The organism is Leptolyngbya sp. FACHB-671 (assembly GCF_014695745.1).
Lineage (GTDB): Bacteria > Cyanobacteriota > Cyanobacteriia > Elainellales > Elainellaceae > JAAUTN01.
The window spans coordinates 1-16,161 of record NZ_JACJOV010000033.1; the positions used below are offsets into that span (position 1 = coordinate 1).

9 protein-coding genes are annotated in these 16,161 nt (G+C 48.7%); all 9 read left to right on the top strand.

The features are described 5' to 3' along the window. Nucleotides 1-562: 562 nt before the first annotated feature. Nucleotides 563-3,175: a hypothetical protein gene (locus H6F93_RS01195; RefSeq protein ID WP_190678488.1), complete on the top strand. Its 2,613-nt coding sequence runs from the start codon at nt 563-565 to the stop codon at nt 3,173-3,175. Between the two features lies 1 nt (nt 3,176). Further along, complete coding sequence (locus H6F93_RS01200; RefSeq protein WP_190678490.1) at nt 3,177-4,991, top strand: hypothetical protein; 1,815 nt, start codon at nt 3,177-3,179, stop codon at nt 4,989-4,991. Between the two features lie 32 nt (nt 4,992-5,023). Further along, entirely contained in the window at nt 5,024-6,466 is a 1,443-nt protein-coding gene (locus tag H6F93_RS01205) for a hypothetical protein (RefSeq protein ID WP_190678492.1), read from the top strand. A gap of 95 nt (nt 6,467-6,561) precedes the next feature. Then, nucleotides 6,562-8,766 carry a hypothetical protein gene (locus tag H6F93_RS01210; protein ID WP_190678494.1) on the top strand — a complete coding sequence of 735 codons (2,205 nt, stop codon included), beginning with the start codon at nt 6,562-6,564 and terminating at the stop codon, nt 8,764-8,766. Between the two features lie 350 nt (nt 8,767-9,116). Beyond that, nucleotides 9,117-11,417: a hypothetical protein gene (locus tag H6F93_RS01215; protein ID WP_190678496.1), complete on the top strand. Its 2,301-nt coding sequence runs from the start codon at nt 9,117-9,119 to the stop codon at nt 11,415-11,417. A 34-nt stretch (nt 11,418-11,451) separates the two neighbouring features. Continuing rightward, complete coding sequence (locus H6F93_RS01220; RefSeq protein ID WP_190678498.1) at nt 11,452-14,532, top strand: hypothetical protein; 3,081 nt, start codon at nt 11,452-11,454, stop codon at nt 14,530-14,532. A gap of 115 nt (nt 14,533-14,647) precedes the next feature. Further along, a complete protein-coding gene (locus H6F93_RS01225; protein ID WP_190678500.1) occupies nt 14,648-15,631 on the top strand; it encodes a hypothetical protein in 984 nt (327 codons plus the stop codon). Nucleotides 15,632-15,695: 64 nt separating this feature from the next. After that, nucleotides 15,696-15,899: a hypothetical protein gene (locus tag H6F93_RS01230; RefSeq protein ID WP_190678502.1), complete on the top strand. Its 204-nt coding sequence runs from the start codon at nt 15,696-15,698 to the stop codon at nt 15,897-15,899. A 7-nt stretch (nt 15,900-15,906) separates the two neighbouring features. Next, nucleotides 15,907-16,161, top strand: a 255-nt coding sequence (locus tag H6F93_RS01235; RefSeq protein ID WP_524537875.1) for an IS1/IS1595 family N-terminal zinc-binding domain-containing protein, incomplete at its 3' end; no start/stop codon positions are given.

Genomic DNA, 16,161 nt, shown 5'->3' on the forward strand with positions numbered 1-16,161 from the left:
CTGCTCTCAATCGCATGATCCAAGTTGCAAAGCCTGATAGCTATGAAGTTAAAGCTTAATCTCAACCTAGTTTAGAACTTGATTGGCTCAATTCTCAATCATGCAACAACGCCTTTACCAATCAAAATAATCTAAGTTCTGTGGCAAGAATTTTTGCTGTGTTGCAAGACCTATACGAAGTTTGAAAGCAGTTGAATGACAACATCATTCAACTTTTTTTGTAACACAACACCCAAAAGTACCCTCAGGGGTACTGCGATCGCCTGTTTAACTCCAGAGAATGGGATAAGACAGAACAAACGCCACATGTTCAACTCACATCGCTGCCCTGAAAGTGCTCTACCTTACTGCCAAGAAAACTCACTGCTGTCCCCAGATTGAGAATCTTAGATGGTGACTCAATTCATCCTAAAAGTCTAACTTAATTTGTAGTATTAGCGGAATTAAATTTTATCTTTTGTATCTGTTAGACGGATTTACATTCGCATGATCTCAAACGCCTCGCTAGTGCGCGGAGTGAGGAGAGATTGTCGATTTAGATTTTGCCCGATATGGAGAACTCATGGTCAACAATGCGTTTAGAAGAATGCCAGTTTCTAATGTGTCTATCCAAAACACAGTCGCCTCAGATGTTGCTTCAAATACTGTAGTCCTCAGTCAAATTGCAGCGGTTCAACTGGCACAACCTGCCCCTGCCTCCGTGGTGTCTGAGACTCAAGTTGCCCAAATTGATCGCTCAATCCTGGCAGATGCAGTGGTTGCGAGACAACCCGAAGCGATCGCCAGCATTGACTCTTCTTTGTACATGCGTCCCGAACAGATTCGGTGGATTAATCCAGATTTAGGGAGGGCGATCGCTGACATTCGCACCCCGACCGAGGGTACTCCCCGCAACCAAATCACTGTTCCCCTCAGTCTCACCGCAGACGTGAGTGACGAAACGGTGTTTGAGTCTCCGACAAATTCGGCACAGAAATATTATTTGCCTCGCTACCGGATCGCAGAGCGTAACCGCCAGGTACAGATGGTACTGACGCAAACTCAAACAGGCTGGAATCTAGCAGTCTACCTGGAAAAATTTCCTGCTCCTTCACTGCAAATTGCAGCGCGAGATTATCAAGAACTCGCCCATGAATTGAGTGTGGTCTTGCAACATCGCTTAACTCCGGGAGATGCTAACGGAGGTCAAAAAGAACTCGCTTTTTCTGCCCCTGTACTGGATTCAGGAATGGTGCGGGTAGACTTGCAGATTACCACTTCAACGGAACTCGGTCTATTATTTCAGGTTCTAACTTTACCCGAATATGGTGCAGTATTGACGGTGCGGCGGGCTGTCAAAGTTGGGATTCCGGTATATGTCAACAACTCAACAGGTACAGTCCCAAACAACAGTGCTGCGAACACGGGTGCCAGTTTTACGATCCCAATGCCTCAGTTGCGCGTGGTAAGGATTGAGAACTATGAAGCCGGTGGACAACCGTGGACGCGCTATTGCCTGAGTGTAGACAACTACGCCGCTTTCCCCGCTGACCTATTTGCAGCATCTCCCGATCTGCCGCCCTGTGGGCTCAACCGCAATGCTTCGCGCACCTGGGTCAACATTCATGCTGAGGGAGGTGCAACCTTGTATGGCTTCTGTGCCCTTGGAAGCCCCAGCAATTTGAAGGATCTGTGGTTTGCCAGACCGCGTGGGCAACAGCCTCCTGCTTCGGTTTACATCACACTGGTTGACCGACGCAACAATATCACTTACGCATCAAATTCTGTTAATCCTGCAGCGATCGCCCCCGCACCTCCTGACACCCCTCCTGCTGGAGAAGCCCTGTTTCGAGAAGTTACTCGTGTGTTGGAGAGTGGAGTAGAACCGCGTCCTTTCGTCTTTCCCCAAGCGATTTATCCCTACATTTACCAAGGCATCACCGGAAGTCCTAATCAAACGTTTACCCTGCAACGGTGGACAGTTCCCTGGGATGGGACACCTCAAAGCTACTATCAAGACCCAGTACGCCGCGAAATTGTTTACTTTTTGCCTGATTGCTTCAAGTTAATGCGGCAGCCAAAATTGCCTTACCATCCAATGATGTCGATGCGGTTTGCGGCTGTGAATGATGACCCTGCCACATTGAGAGCAACCTTTGATTACTGGGCATTTCCTCATGTAGAACGAGCGCGACTGCTTGCGGCAGCTCCCATCCTCAGAGAAAAATTTAGAATCTCAGGACAGCTAGAATTTCAACCTTTGCTAGTAGAAAAGCCGCGTCTGTTTCTGAAACTTCCTAAAGCAAATGCAACCCCCCAGCTCCAGGAATTTACTCACGTTTCTGTTGAATTGCGATCGGGCTTTAGCGATTCGCTCAGCCTTTCCTTTGAGGAGGCGCAGGCTCTCTATGAGGCGATGTTTAGCCACACAACACAAATCTTTGAGGGCTTTGTGCAGGTCGATATTCAGGGGCACGCGCCCGAACGGATTAACTTCATTCCTAAAGTTGATGATCTGGTCGGCGAGGTTTTTGATTACACAAAAATCGTAGATTCAGCCAATAAAACGGTAGCCTTTACCCTTAGAAACTCAATTGAAAGCCCACTGCGAATTGAATCTTTGTCCTGTGTTTTTCAGGAGGGTTATTCCCAGGTTGAAGGAGTGATGAGTGGCTTTAGCCGAGCATTGCCAGTGGAGTTAAAACCGGGAGAAACGATTTCATTCACCGTAACTCCTCAAAACCCTGGTGCAGATATCAATCTTAGTAATGTTTTATTCAACTTGAATGGTGTAAAAGTGATTTCCGATCGCGATGCACTCTTCAACGTGATTCTAAGACCTGATTGTCCGTCTACTTTCAAGAAAAAGCTGACAGTAGATGTGCGGCGAGTTGTGTTTGGCGATCGCATCACTGATATTAGCCTCGTCTTCAAGCGCGGAAGTACTCTGAAGCTGAGCTATGACGACTTTGCTCCCGGTGTTGACAAACTCACCGCAACCACAACATTACTCTCCCCGATCAAGAGCCTTTTCCTAAAGGAAGAGGACTTAGGAACTTACGAGTTTCAACGCATTGTGCTGTTAAAAGATGGTCGTAAAATTCAAGACCCACCAGATTATTGGCAAACGGAGAATGAAAACCCCTTCTCCCTAACCAATTCTGATCTGCCTACCCTGCCTGCTGAGGTTCGTTGAGATGTCACTGCAAGGACTTCCAGACTTTTTCCAACCTCTCACCACAAGTGACAACTGCATCTATTACCCCTATGAAAATGCAGGCAGCTTTGCGGTGTTGCCTAGAAGTCTGGAAGTGGCTTTGCGGACTGATGGATATGCTGACTTTCTGCTGGAACTGGTGCGCGGTGAGACTCCTGCTCTCACTCCTTACGCATTGCTGAACCTCCGACTGCAACCTCAGTATGAGATGGAGGCTGCATTGACAACGTTGCGCGATCGCTACCCAGAAAGCAGGGTAGAACCTGCCGTCTTTTCAACGGGCTATCTGCGGCTGTTACCGATTGGAGACGGCGTTGATTTTCCTGCCGATATCCAATCTTCCATGCCCCTGGTTTGGAACGGATTGGGGAATGTGCGCTTTAGTCTGCGGTTGTCTTCTGACAGTGCGATGCTATTGAAGAATGCGTTGCAGCAGGAAACATTTCTGTGGACAGCCTGGGCAGAGATGGAAATGGCGGGAGTTGCACCCCGGTTGCCATTACGGGTACGGTTTAACCCAGCGCGGTTGCTCCGGGTACTCAACTCACTAGGGGATAGTGAACGGCGAATTGCAAGAGTGGATCTGGAGAATTTTTTTCGTCAAGAAGTGCATCTGTTACCTCTAGAGATGATCGGCGAGGTGCAGGATACAGTTACCTTTGCAGAAACCATGACGGACTGGATAAGAACTCATTTTGGTGAGTTTGTCGCCGCTCCAGAGCAGCTTGGAAATGCTTATTTGCAACTCCCAAAACCGGAGCAAGTAGGAGACGGCATCAGTGAGTGGAATCTGGCTCAACCTTTGCAGACAGCGCGTCCAGTCGTACTCCAACTAAATCCGTTAGAAGCAGCCAGAGCAGCAGTTCAGCAGTTTGGTTTGGATGCGCTGGTGCGAAATACTGTTGTGCCTGCATTGCCGAGTGGCATGTTGCCTATCTCATTGCTGGCAAACCTGCCCAGAAATCGTCCGGGGGTGGAAGCCGTTGGGGTGACGTTACGAGCGGCTCCCTTTCGCCCCTTCCGTCCACAGGCGATCGTGCAAACGATTGAGTTCAAACCACCAGAGGATACTGCATCTGCCCTCTTCCGGCTTTCTCCTATTGAACCTCCAAAATATACGGCAACACCCTATACATTGCTGAGTGACTCACAGGGTATCCGCAAGCTGGAGGGTACAGAAAAATCCTGTCAGGGAAATTTACTTTACCTCAATCCGAGTGATTTTCCGCTGGCATTCTTTACTGTTGAAGCGGATACACCGCTGCTAAAATTTGCGACTCTGAAGGGTATTTGTCACTGGCAGGAGGCAGATATCCCGTTGCAACGAACCTTTGAGTTAAGTCAGCAACAACCTTCTGTTGCACTGGCTTTTTCCAAGGGAACTCAGGATGCCACGATTGACATCTCGGCTCACTCACTACAAACGAATCAAATCATTAATTTCGGAACTTTTCCTGCAAAAAACTTGAAGTTAGGGCTATATTCTTTTCGGGAATATGGTCCTCACCAGGTGAAGATTAACTGTATCTTCAATGACAGTTTGCCGCTATTTGCGATCGCTCTCCTGCCTGAAGACCGCCCCGAAACATCCGAAGAAATAAGTGTTCTTTCCTTTACTCCTCAGCAGCCTAGCAAGACCTGGAACTATCTAGCGCGATCGCCCTTTCAATCGGGTTATCGCTACCGCATCTACTCACCGCTTTCTCAAACTGTCTCAGAATGGTCAACGATCCAGTCTCCTTTTGAGCCACTTGTGATTCAGGCGATCGCCTCATCAACCGTCGAAACAAGTTAAATGCCCCCACATTCACTCGCAAGCCTACGGTTATGAACATTGAAATTCCCAATGGTTTTGAATTCCAACGGGTATATTGTTATCCAAATCCTGACCAACCCCTGTCCTACTATTACTTACCGCTTCAGATCCAGCCCCAACGCAGTACCGATGGCACACCGATGATCAATTTGATCAGCATGGGCACCAGTGGTTATCTCCAGTTGAGTGTGAGTTGGGAAGCCCCTTCTGAGACATTAGATGCACTGCGCCAAGAAGTTGCACAACGTGAGAACTTAGATAACCCCGCAGTGTTACGGCTTGCCTTTGCTCCAGTGACAGTTCAGCAAGTTTCGCTATTGCTAAGCAATGAAGGGGAGAGATGGAAGGCGATCGCCACCAGCAGATCCTCTGGATTCCCCCCCTACACCGCTTTGTTTAATGCACACCTCAATGCAGAACAACAGACTCAGGCGGCAGCAGCTTTAAATGGACGGAAGAACTGCTTACAGGTTGAATATCTTGCTTCTCTCAATGGAGTAACAGAAGCCTCAGCTAATATAACAGGTAACGCTGCTAACGTTATTGCTCAGCTTAAAGATAGGCGTGAAACTCTCAATCAAAATGAAGTTCAAGAAGTTCTGAAACGGAGTATTGATGAAGGCGAGTTACAGCTTACAGTAATCGCCTCTGAGGATGCTTCACCCCAACTGATTGAACAAGTCAGTACTCATGTTTTGACTCAGAGCGCAGATCTCCTTCTACGATTTCTACAAGGTGAGGAACGGATTCCTGATATCACTCACTTCAGGGTAACGGTTTCAAAAACCGAACCTCAACAGATCGACCTTTCTCTAAAAACCGAAGTAGCAAACTGGTTTCCCAACGGCAGCAGCTTCAACCACATTCAACCTGCACCTGGCGGAACCGCCTCCCTTCCTTCTTCCTCCCTCCCTCCCCCGTCTCCCTCTCTTCCCGTCCAACTCAACTTTTTCCCTACTGAGGCACCCCTAGCCCTCATTACGGTACAGCAGGGAACAGCAAAGACAACCCTGATTCCACCCGACTTTTCCACTACCCTGTCTAATCTTCGAGAAGAGCCACTGGAAGTTGAGACAAGCTACACCTTTGGGGGAACATTTTCAAAGAACATATCAATTCCTGCATCTGGGAAATTATCTCTTTCCCCTGCGGATTTGGGTTTAACTCAGGTAACAATTGATGCCACTGCACTGGAAGCGGCTGGAGCAAAGAAAGCCCGCATCCGACTGCATTATCATCCTGATGGGAATGGAGTGGAAGATGAGACAACAATTTATTTGCGTGATCGCTCCTGGAAGGTGAACTGGTTTGTAATCAGTCGGGGTGATGACTTACAAGGATTTTTGCAATACGAGTGGCAGGTCACGTTAGAAAACGGTGATCTGGTTAAACACGAGATGACAGAGACGACATCTCCACACATTGTTCTCACAGTCGAAGAACAAGCTGAATGATGTAACTGGGTGCGAGCAAAAGTTTCGACGAAGAGCTGTTTTCAGCCTGATATTCCAACAACAACGACAATTTTTACACTTCAGGAGAGAATTCAATGACACTGTTGATTGATAAAGTTCAACAAATTGAAGGCGTAACCGTTTACGGTGATGATAGTGACTTCTCAATCTATTACTTGGTGCCACAGCAGCCTCACTATCGGTTGAATCCAGATGGAACGCCTGCTTTCCGCTTCCTTAAATATCGTTTTCCAATCGATCGGGCTGATGGTCGTAAGGGCGGTGGTGCAGTCCTGTTTGACGCAGAATTTGTGGTGCCTGAAGATAAGATGCCCAGAATTATGGAGGTGTTGACGGCACAGGTTCAGCAGGAAGCAAACCGTCAGAATGTGCAGGCTCCTCCAGTCAAAATTGGCACAATTACTTACACCAAAGGTGAGGTAAAACTATTTGTCATCGGGGCGGATGGGACCTTTGTGGAGGAGCTTCATAACCCCGGCAAATCATCTCTCTATGGCAACAACATCACCACTTTTATGCTGGAGTTTACGCCGGAGGGGGCAACCTTCTTTGAACAGGCAATGCAGGGACAGGGCGGCGCTGTGTCTGTGGTCTATGACTTGCACTTCTGGGCAAAACTACCTCCCGTAACCATTAATGCCTGGTTTAATGCATCAAAGTTCTATAGCTTCTACCAGACGATTGATGTGGACTGGCACCTGTGGAGCGAAGATGACTACCGCGAAACCGTGCGGGAGACGATGATCTCCTCCGAATCAATGGGAATTGAACCGGACTGGGGTGGACTGACGGATGAGAAGATCAAGACCCAACTGCGCGACTGGGCTTTCCGTTCACTAGAAGATGCAGTGGAACGGAACATGATTCAGGCGATCGCCCCTGTTCCCGAAGACCAGCGCGACATGCCTGAAGGAATTGAAAATGTCACCCGTGATCTCAGCAACTTTCAAATCTCCAGCTTTAATCTGTTTTACAAAGAGCATACAACTGTTGAGTGGAATCTAGCTCCTCAGGGACAATTACAAAACATCACCAACCTGAAAGATAAGGATGGCAATCTTCTTCGGTGGGAGGACTATGCAAAGACCATTAATCTGGATGATCCATTCTTCCGCCAACTGCGGGTGAATACCTACGTCAACGCGGACTTCAACAAGCTACCCATTCACAGCGTTGAGGTAAAGCTGCTCTACGATGGCAGACCCATGCCCAACCTGGCTCCTGATGCTCCAGAGGGTGAGGTTGTGTTGCGCAAACCTGATGAGATTGGGCACTTTGCCACCTATGTTGAGAACGATAACTGGAAGTACAAGTACAGCTACCAGGTCAACTACAAAGGTGAAAGCCGCATTTTTGAGTCAGAAGAAGTTGAAACAAATGAAGGCAACCTGACGATTGGGGTAGATGATATCGGAATTTTGTCTGTCAATGTCTCCGCAGGCGACATTAATTGGAATGATGTGGACTCAGTTCTGGTGACGTTGAAGTATGAAGATCCAGATGAAGGGGTTGAACCCTTTGAAGATCAGTTCACTTTGACGAAAACACTGCCAAACCATCTGGTTCAAGAAGTCATCTTCAAGCCAATGCGGAAGAGCTACAAGTATTTCGTCAAATACTTTATGAAAGATGGTAAGGAGCTGGAGGGAGATGAAAAGCAGGGACGGGCTGAGAACCTATTTATTCAAGATCCCTTTGGTGGACGGAAGACTGTTGGCATCCGGGGTGTGGGCGATTTTGTGAATCGAATCAGCCAGGTCTATCTTGACCTCAAATATGTGGACGAGCAGAACGATAACTACACTCAAGCAAAAGCGATCGTTCTGAGTAAGGATACTCCTTTCGTTGACTGGTCTTTCCCAGTTATCAGTTCTACTTTAGGAAAGGTTGTTTACAGCGGTACAGTCGTTTTCAAGGATGGCACAGTTCAACCCATCGCGGAAACAACCGCAGCGACAGATACCATTTTGGTGCCCAAGGCTCCTCAAGATGTGCTAGAGGTGGCGATCGTTCCTGACTTATTAGATTGGACGAAACTGCGGCTAGTTAAAGTGTCACTTCAATATCAGGATGCTGACAACGAGATCAACGAAACAAAGGACTTCGTTCTGAGTCCTCAGAGAAGGGATATGCAGACCTGGAAGGTGGAGTTGAAGGATAAAACCAAGAACCAATTTACCTACAAGGTTGTGTATTACTTGACTAATGGTACACAAAAGGCAGTGAGTCCGCCTGCAACAACAGACAACACCATTATCCTGGAAATCCCTGAGATGTAGTTGTTTAAGGCACCAAGGAGTGGGAATCAAATAACATCAGATTTTGTAGGATGCGTTAGCCATAACGCATCAACCTTCTTAAGCGATGCATTACGCTACGCTAACGCATCCTACGCAAAAATCGCAGGTTATTCAATCCGCAAACCTAAGTGTTTTAGCCGCACCTAGTATCCATTCCTGTAGGGGCACTGCTGAACTCAGATATAACTCTAAAGCGCACAGCCCTCTGGTAGGGGCGTTTCGCGAAACGCCCCTACACGATTCGTCATTCGAGCAGCAATGCCCTCGTAGATTTACTCTGGACACCTGTTGTCCACTCCACACAGACTTATTTGCACAATGAGGCTACGATGCTATATCTCAATCCTCCTTATTACATTATTGAGGGCATGACGGTTTATCCTGATCATGCAGACCTGACACAATTTCACTATTTGCCTGCTATGCCTCACTTAACGACCGAGTTTGATTCGGTGGTGGGGCAAGAAATTCCTCAACTCTCATTACTCAAATATCGTGGAGAGGCAGGTTCTGGGGCATTCCTTAACTTTGAAGTTAATCTGGGAATTAATCAGGAAAAGTTGGAGGAAGTGCAGCGCAAACTGCAGCAGTTGCATGGGCTGCGGGATACTCCTCGAATGTCCCCCGTGATGGTGGAAGATGGGCAGGTACGGTTGATGATTTTAGGAAAACAGTCTCCTGATTCTACCAATGGACAGCCTGGAACGCCATCAACTGGAAGTAGTGCCCCTCAACTGCTTCCTGGACAACCCCAGTTTGTCCTAAAGCTAGAACATTACAGTAAACCTGCGTTATATAACGACCATCAAGCCATCTTTTCGGTGCAGCTTGACAGTGCAGGGGCAATGATGATTGAAGAGGCGCTGAAAGGAGAAATGATGCCCGTGGGAATTGTTTATTCCCTTGATTTTCTGGCGCTTCGTCCGGCTTACAACGTTAGTATTGTAGCGGACTGGAACCGAGTACAAACACACTTTCAGGAGTCCTTTGGGGCAGAAGTGCTGTTCTCATCGCTGCAAATTGACACGGTGGTTGACAAGTTAATTGAAGACCGAGTGATCAAAATCAATGTTGATACCTTTATTCCTGAAGGTGAGGATTCAGGTAGTGTGCTGGGGCGACGGGATGAGGCGATCGCCAACTTCAAAGATATGATTCTAGAAAACTTCTTTGAACCTAGCCTCGACCCAATTAAGGAGAATGACAACGAATTTCTAGACACTATTGAACGTCTCAGCCAGCTTGCTCCAGCAGGAGCGGCGATGTTCCATTACAAGAAGGTAGACATCACTCGAATTGACCAGAAGCGAATGAACCTGGCGATGAGTGAGCGAACCACCGTGCGCCGCAGCATTTATCCGCAAGCTCATCTCAGTGGAATGTTCCGGTTGCTGCGTGATAGCCAGGGGGCAGTGGATCTAAGCCGTTTTGTGCGAGAAATTACTCTGGATGATCCGTGGTTTAAGCGGCGGGAAGTGTCGGCGCGATCGCTCCTCAACTTCAGCAACGATTCGGTAGACTCGGTGAACCTTACTCTTTGGTATGGTAACGAGCCGAAAACCCTAGTGTTAGATGCCGCCAATGCCACCGCAACCACTCGATGGAACAGCATTCTAGAGAATCGTTTAATGAAGCGAGAGGTGCGCTACAGCTATCGGGTGAATTTTAAAGATGTAGATACTGCCGAGCGTCCAGGAATATTGCAGTCCCGTGAATTAGTCACGACGGGCGATCGGTTTGAGATTAATCCACGAGGTGAAGGGCTATACTTCCTGGACGATATTCAAATTGGGGTGACCGATCGGTTTCCCTGGACTACCTATTCCTCCGTTGAGGTCATGGTGAAATATGCTGATCCAGACAAACAAGTTGATTTAGAAGAGAGCTTTATCCTCAAATCTGACCGACCGGAAGTGACTTGGAAACGGTTTCGCTTAGATCGCGAAAATGACGCGTTTAAGTACAAACTGATTTACCGCTCGGTGAATTCTGGTGATCGCGAGACAGCGTGGGAAACTACAACTCAAGAACGTTTGACTGTCCCCAATCCGACCCCCCGCAGACGAACCGTGACTGTGGTGCCAGCAGTGACCTGGAGCCTGGTTTCAATGATCTTTGTTGATCTTTCCTACCGGGATTTGGATAACGATATTTGGGTTGATGAATCGCTGTTTTTTGATAAGGATGCGAATAAACCCAAACACTTCGCGGTGGATCTGATTAATCCTGAGCAACGACGAGTTAGCTATGTGGTGCGGCTACTGCTAACCGACAATCGCCTGATCGAAGTGCCTCCTTCAGAAACGATGGGCGACAAGATCTTTGTGCGGGCAGATATGATGGGTCATCGAATTGTGACAGTGCAACCCGAACCCGTGGAATTTGGCGAGCGCAATATTGCTCGGTTAGAGGTCAAGCTCAGGTACGAAGACCCCGATGCAGGCTTACGATTTGCGGACACCTTCATCTTTACCTCGCCGAATGACAGAAACCTGTTTGAGTACGATTACGCTGATGCCCAAAAGCAAGCCTACTCCTGTACTGTCCGAACGATCTACACCAATGGCATGTCCAGGGAAACGGATTTAGGCGAGATTGAACGCGACCAATTGGTTTTGCGGGTGAGCTAACTCATTAATTTATTACCTACTTCAAGGAGGTGCCATGTTACAACTTGGCAGCAAAACAATGACCATTGAGGGAGTCACGGTCTTTGCCGACCATGCCGACCCTCAACAATACTGGTTCTTACCTAATCCGGTCGATCTAGCGCGACGAGGAACCGACGAAGAACCACAATTCACCCTGATTACATATCGACCTGCCGTAGCCAACAGCGGCATCTCCGGGGGCGGCTTCCTGACCATGGAAGTTGAACTGAAGCTTAAAAAAGAACTGGAACAAAAAATTCTAAGCAAACTGGCTTCTGTTACTCGTGGTCGTCCGCGTCTTGCCGCCGTTCCCTTTGACGAAGGCACCGTGCAGGTGATGGCGCTGGACTTGCAGGGAGGCGGTGGCACTAATGCTGAGCCTGCTCCTCCCGGTGCATTTCGTGCTGTCGAAAAGATCCTCGGTACGACTAAACCAGCCCTTGACGACACGAACAATGCTGTCTTTGGACTCACTCTAAGTCAGGAAGGGGCGATCATTCTGCGCCAGGCGTTTCAGGAGGGGGGGAAGCCTGTCGGGGTGATTTACGACCTGAAATACACTGCCCTACGCCCAGCGCTTGAAGTCGAGATTACAGCAAACTATAAGCGCATCTATGATCACCTGAGTTTTGGTGTAGATTTCAGTGCGGGTGGACCTATCGCTGGTGTTCCAGTGTACCTGCAAGCAGGCGTCGATATGGCGTTCGAGAAACTCAAACAGGAAGGGATCATCCAGATTAAGGTAATTAACTTCTCTGACGCACAGGATCAGACCAACAAAGAGCAATGGGCACTGGATTTCTTTAAGGAAACGCTGCTGAATGAGTGGTTTAAACCCACTCTCACCCCTATTACCTTTGACAATAACAACAGTGGCGGAATTCCCGGGCTACCAGGGATTCCAGGGACGGGCAATGGGCAGGGCGGTACTCCTTCTCCGGGAAATGGTACGGGGGGAAATACAGGCGGCAGAAACCCCCAGGGAAATGGTACGGGGGAAAATGCGGGGGGCAGAAATTCAGGGAGTAGTTCTACATCAGGAAGTAGCTCTGCGCCAGGAGGTACCTCAGGTGGCAGTGAAAGGACGGCAACGACGGGAGAAGGGCGCAGTGCGATCGCCCTTCGTGACCGCGCTGAAACGGCATCAGCAACCGATGAGGTACAGCCCTATCAACTGTCCATTACTAGCGTTACACCCAACCGACCAGGCTACACCGTCACCCATACTCCCGTTGCCGACAGCACCCAGGTAACGTTGACCTTTGCAGGTGGCAGTCAACCTCCCGTCGTGAAAATTGGGGATGCTGTGCAAACATTAAATGCCGCACGACAGGTGACGCTGGACGTGCCTCCTGGTGCCGATCTAGCGATCGAGGCAGATTACCCACCAGCACTGCACGAGGAATCCTTCTACCTGTTTTTTGATTACGATAAACCACTTCAACCAGGCTGGTCTGTCAATCCTCCCAGCACTACTTACCGACGCTATCTGAATAATGCGACAACGCCTCTAGACAGCCGTTTTCAAGCCAGCACAGGTAACATCCTTTCAATTGGAGGTGGCGCTAAGGGTGCCGCTGCCTTGCGGAACTGGATTCAAAATTCGCTGGCGGCTCCCAAACAAGTTCGCATTGATGCCTACGCTAGTTATGAAGGCAACAATACCCCACAGATGCGACAGCGTAACCAGGATTTAAGCGATCGCCGCAGACAGGTTGCAGAAGGTATCATTCTCGACACTCCTAATCCTCCTGCTATCCTGTCCAATGCTGCTCACGGACATACCGAAGCCTTTACCGCAGGGCGAAACGGCGATCCTACCGATCGGGTGGCGATTGTTCGAGGAATGGTGCAGGGAGATGGGGCGATCGCCCTGCAAGCTACACTATCTCGTCCTACTAATCAGCCAGGAGAGCCGCCTGGTGGAGAGCCGCCTGGTGAGGAGCCGCCTAGTGGAGAGCCGCCTAACAATGAGCAACCCAACGAGGAACAGCCAGATGGACAGCCTCCACTGGGCATACGGCTTGCCTTCAGTCTCAAGAAGATTGAACAGATTGAGGACAAGGTGATCACGTTACGGTATAACCGCACCGATGCAGTAGAGCGAACCTACGCCCCTCAAGGATTGATTGGTTTGCTAGCTCGTGATCTGGTGGGTACTGGACACTTTATTGATGTTGATTTGGATCATCCCTTTTTCCGTCAGATCGACGTAACTGTAGATGCACCTGTTGATCTGGAGCGACTGGGTTTAACGGCGATCGATGTAGCCCTGGATTATGGCAGTGCAGAAGATCCAGCTACCCTGAGACACAAAGACTTTACCTTTGACCGCAATAGCCCCAGAGAACAAAGCTGTTCCTTCTTTATGAATCGGGCACTCGATCTGGGCTATCACTATCAGGTTCAGTATCACTTCGATCCGCTGTCGGGGTGGGATGGAAGTGCGTTCAGCTACGAATTTGCATCGCGTCCTACCCAAGATCGCACCTTGTTGATTAATCCTTTTAATGACTTTGGTTTCCTGGAAATTAAAGTTCTTCCAGGAGATATTGACGCAGGCATGGTGGACTCAATTGATGTGCATTTAAACTACGAAGATCCCGGGAACTGGTCACGTAACAAGGTAATTACCGTTAAACTAGATTCAGAGGAACAGTTTTGGCGGCTGCGGCTCAACCGTCCAGAACAGCGCACTTACTCTTATCGGTTAGTTCACCATCTGAAAGATGGCTCAGTGCGAGAGGGGATTCCTACCACGACTCAGGCAACTACCCTTGTGGTTAACGATCCGTTTGAGGATTCGCTCAATCTTGAGTTTTTCCCCAACTATGATGCATCTGCTATTCGGATGCTGATTATTGATGTGAAGTACGAAGATCCGCAAAACCATTACACCCGAGAAGAGCGATTGCGCTTTGAGGGGCAAAGCCTTGAGCCCCAGCAGCTACGGATTGCTCGAATTAATCCTCAACGGAAGACCTACACTTTCCAACTTACTGTTCTGGGAACAGATCATTCTGTTCGTCGGGAGCAACCTGTCACCACAGATGCAGCCGTCGTTTTTGTTGGTGAGCACTTACAGCCAGTTTAAAGTGGGTAAGTCATAGCGTAGGGGCGGTTCGCGAACCGCCCTACAGAGGGGATTGGTGTATAGTCTGACTTCAAAAAACAATATTATTCAATTCATTCTCTTTAGGAAACTCATTATGACTGCGACACTTGCATCCATTCACCAATCAGATGTCCAGTCCAGTTTGGATGTTTTTGCTCAAACCATGCCTGCTGCTGCCCAGCGTGCAAGTTCAGCGCTGCAAGTACTGCTTCAGGAAATGTATCGCGAACCGGATGAGGCGATCGCTTGGCAGGGCAGTTCTCTCACAGGCGATGGTTTCCCCCTTGAGTTTGCTTTTACTCCCGCAGATACCGACCTCCGCTACACAACTGAGGTTGGGACACCGCTCATTCCACCACCACAGCGACTTTCCTTAGCCTTTCAACAACTCGCTCAACTGGGTCATGCCGTTTCCCCAGCAATGCAGAATACATTTCGTCAAATGCAGCAGGGTGCAGACCTGCAATATGGAGCCTGGGTGGGAGGACGCCATAGCAATACCAGTGACAGCTACAAGCTCTATGTAGAAGTTCCTCAAGAGAATTCGTCTTTTTTAGAGCAAGCTCTTCACACCCTGGAAATTCCCCATCCGCAACTGAGCGATCGCCCCGTTCCCCTGCGGATGATTGGCTATCACCTCACAGCATATCGACTTGAATCTTATTTCCGTGTCACTGATGCTACTCCCCATCATCTGAAAAACTTAATGATTTACTGCGGGTTGGGAGAGCGAACTCAGGAACTCCTGGAACTTCTGGAAGAAAGTTATGGATATGCTTTACGCAACAAACTACCGGGAGGCTCTATTGGCATCAGCTATTCCTTCTCTGCTGAAGGGGTGCTGCCGGTGTTCAGTTTATTTCTGTTTGGGCGGGTTCTTTGGGGAGGAGACGCAACCATTCGCCACAAGTTTAGCCAATTGACAAGCCAACAGAATTGGGATAGCAGCCTTTATCAACAGATCACTAAATCCTTAATCGATCGCAACCTCTGCACAACCTATCACGGCATGGTGGGATTTATTGTTCCTCCAGATGGAGCGATCGTTCCTAGCCTGGGAGTACGTCCAATAAGCTGATACAGCTTTTTTAAGTGGGTAAGCCATAGCGTAGTGGGACAAATATGCCGCAAGCCAACTGGCAGTGCCTCCTCTATTACAAGATTGGGCATCTAATCTGACTCGTGCTGCATTAGTTACCCCCTTCACATTGTCCCGGCTTGGGGAAGTAAAGCAGCTCTGGCAAACTCATCATCGAGAGGTCGTTGGAGTAGCAGTTTTGTCTCCTTTATCTTATATATTGGTTCTCACTGCGTTAACCTTTAGCCCAGTGGGCGTTGCAAAATAGAAGTATGATGCAATGTTCACACTGTCAATCCAACCAAACCGTCAAGAACGGACGACGCAAGGGTATCCAGAACTATCTGTGCCGCAGTTGCAATCGTCAATTTCGTGAAACTCACACCCCTCAGGGTTATTCCTTGGAAGTCAAGGCACACTGCTTGAACCTCTATCTCAATGGCATGGGCTTTCGTGCGATTGAACGAGTCACAGGCGTGTGTCACAACACGGTAATCAACTGGGTCAAGCAAGCAGCCCAAGCTCTGCCC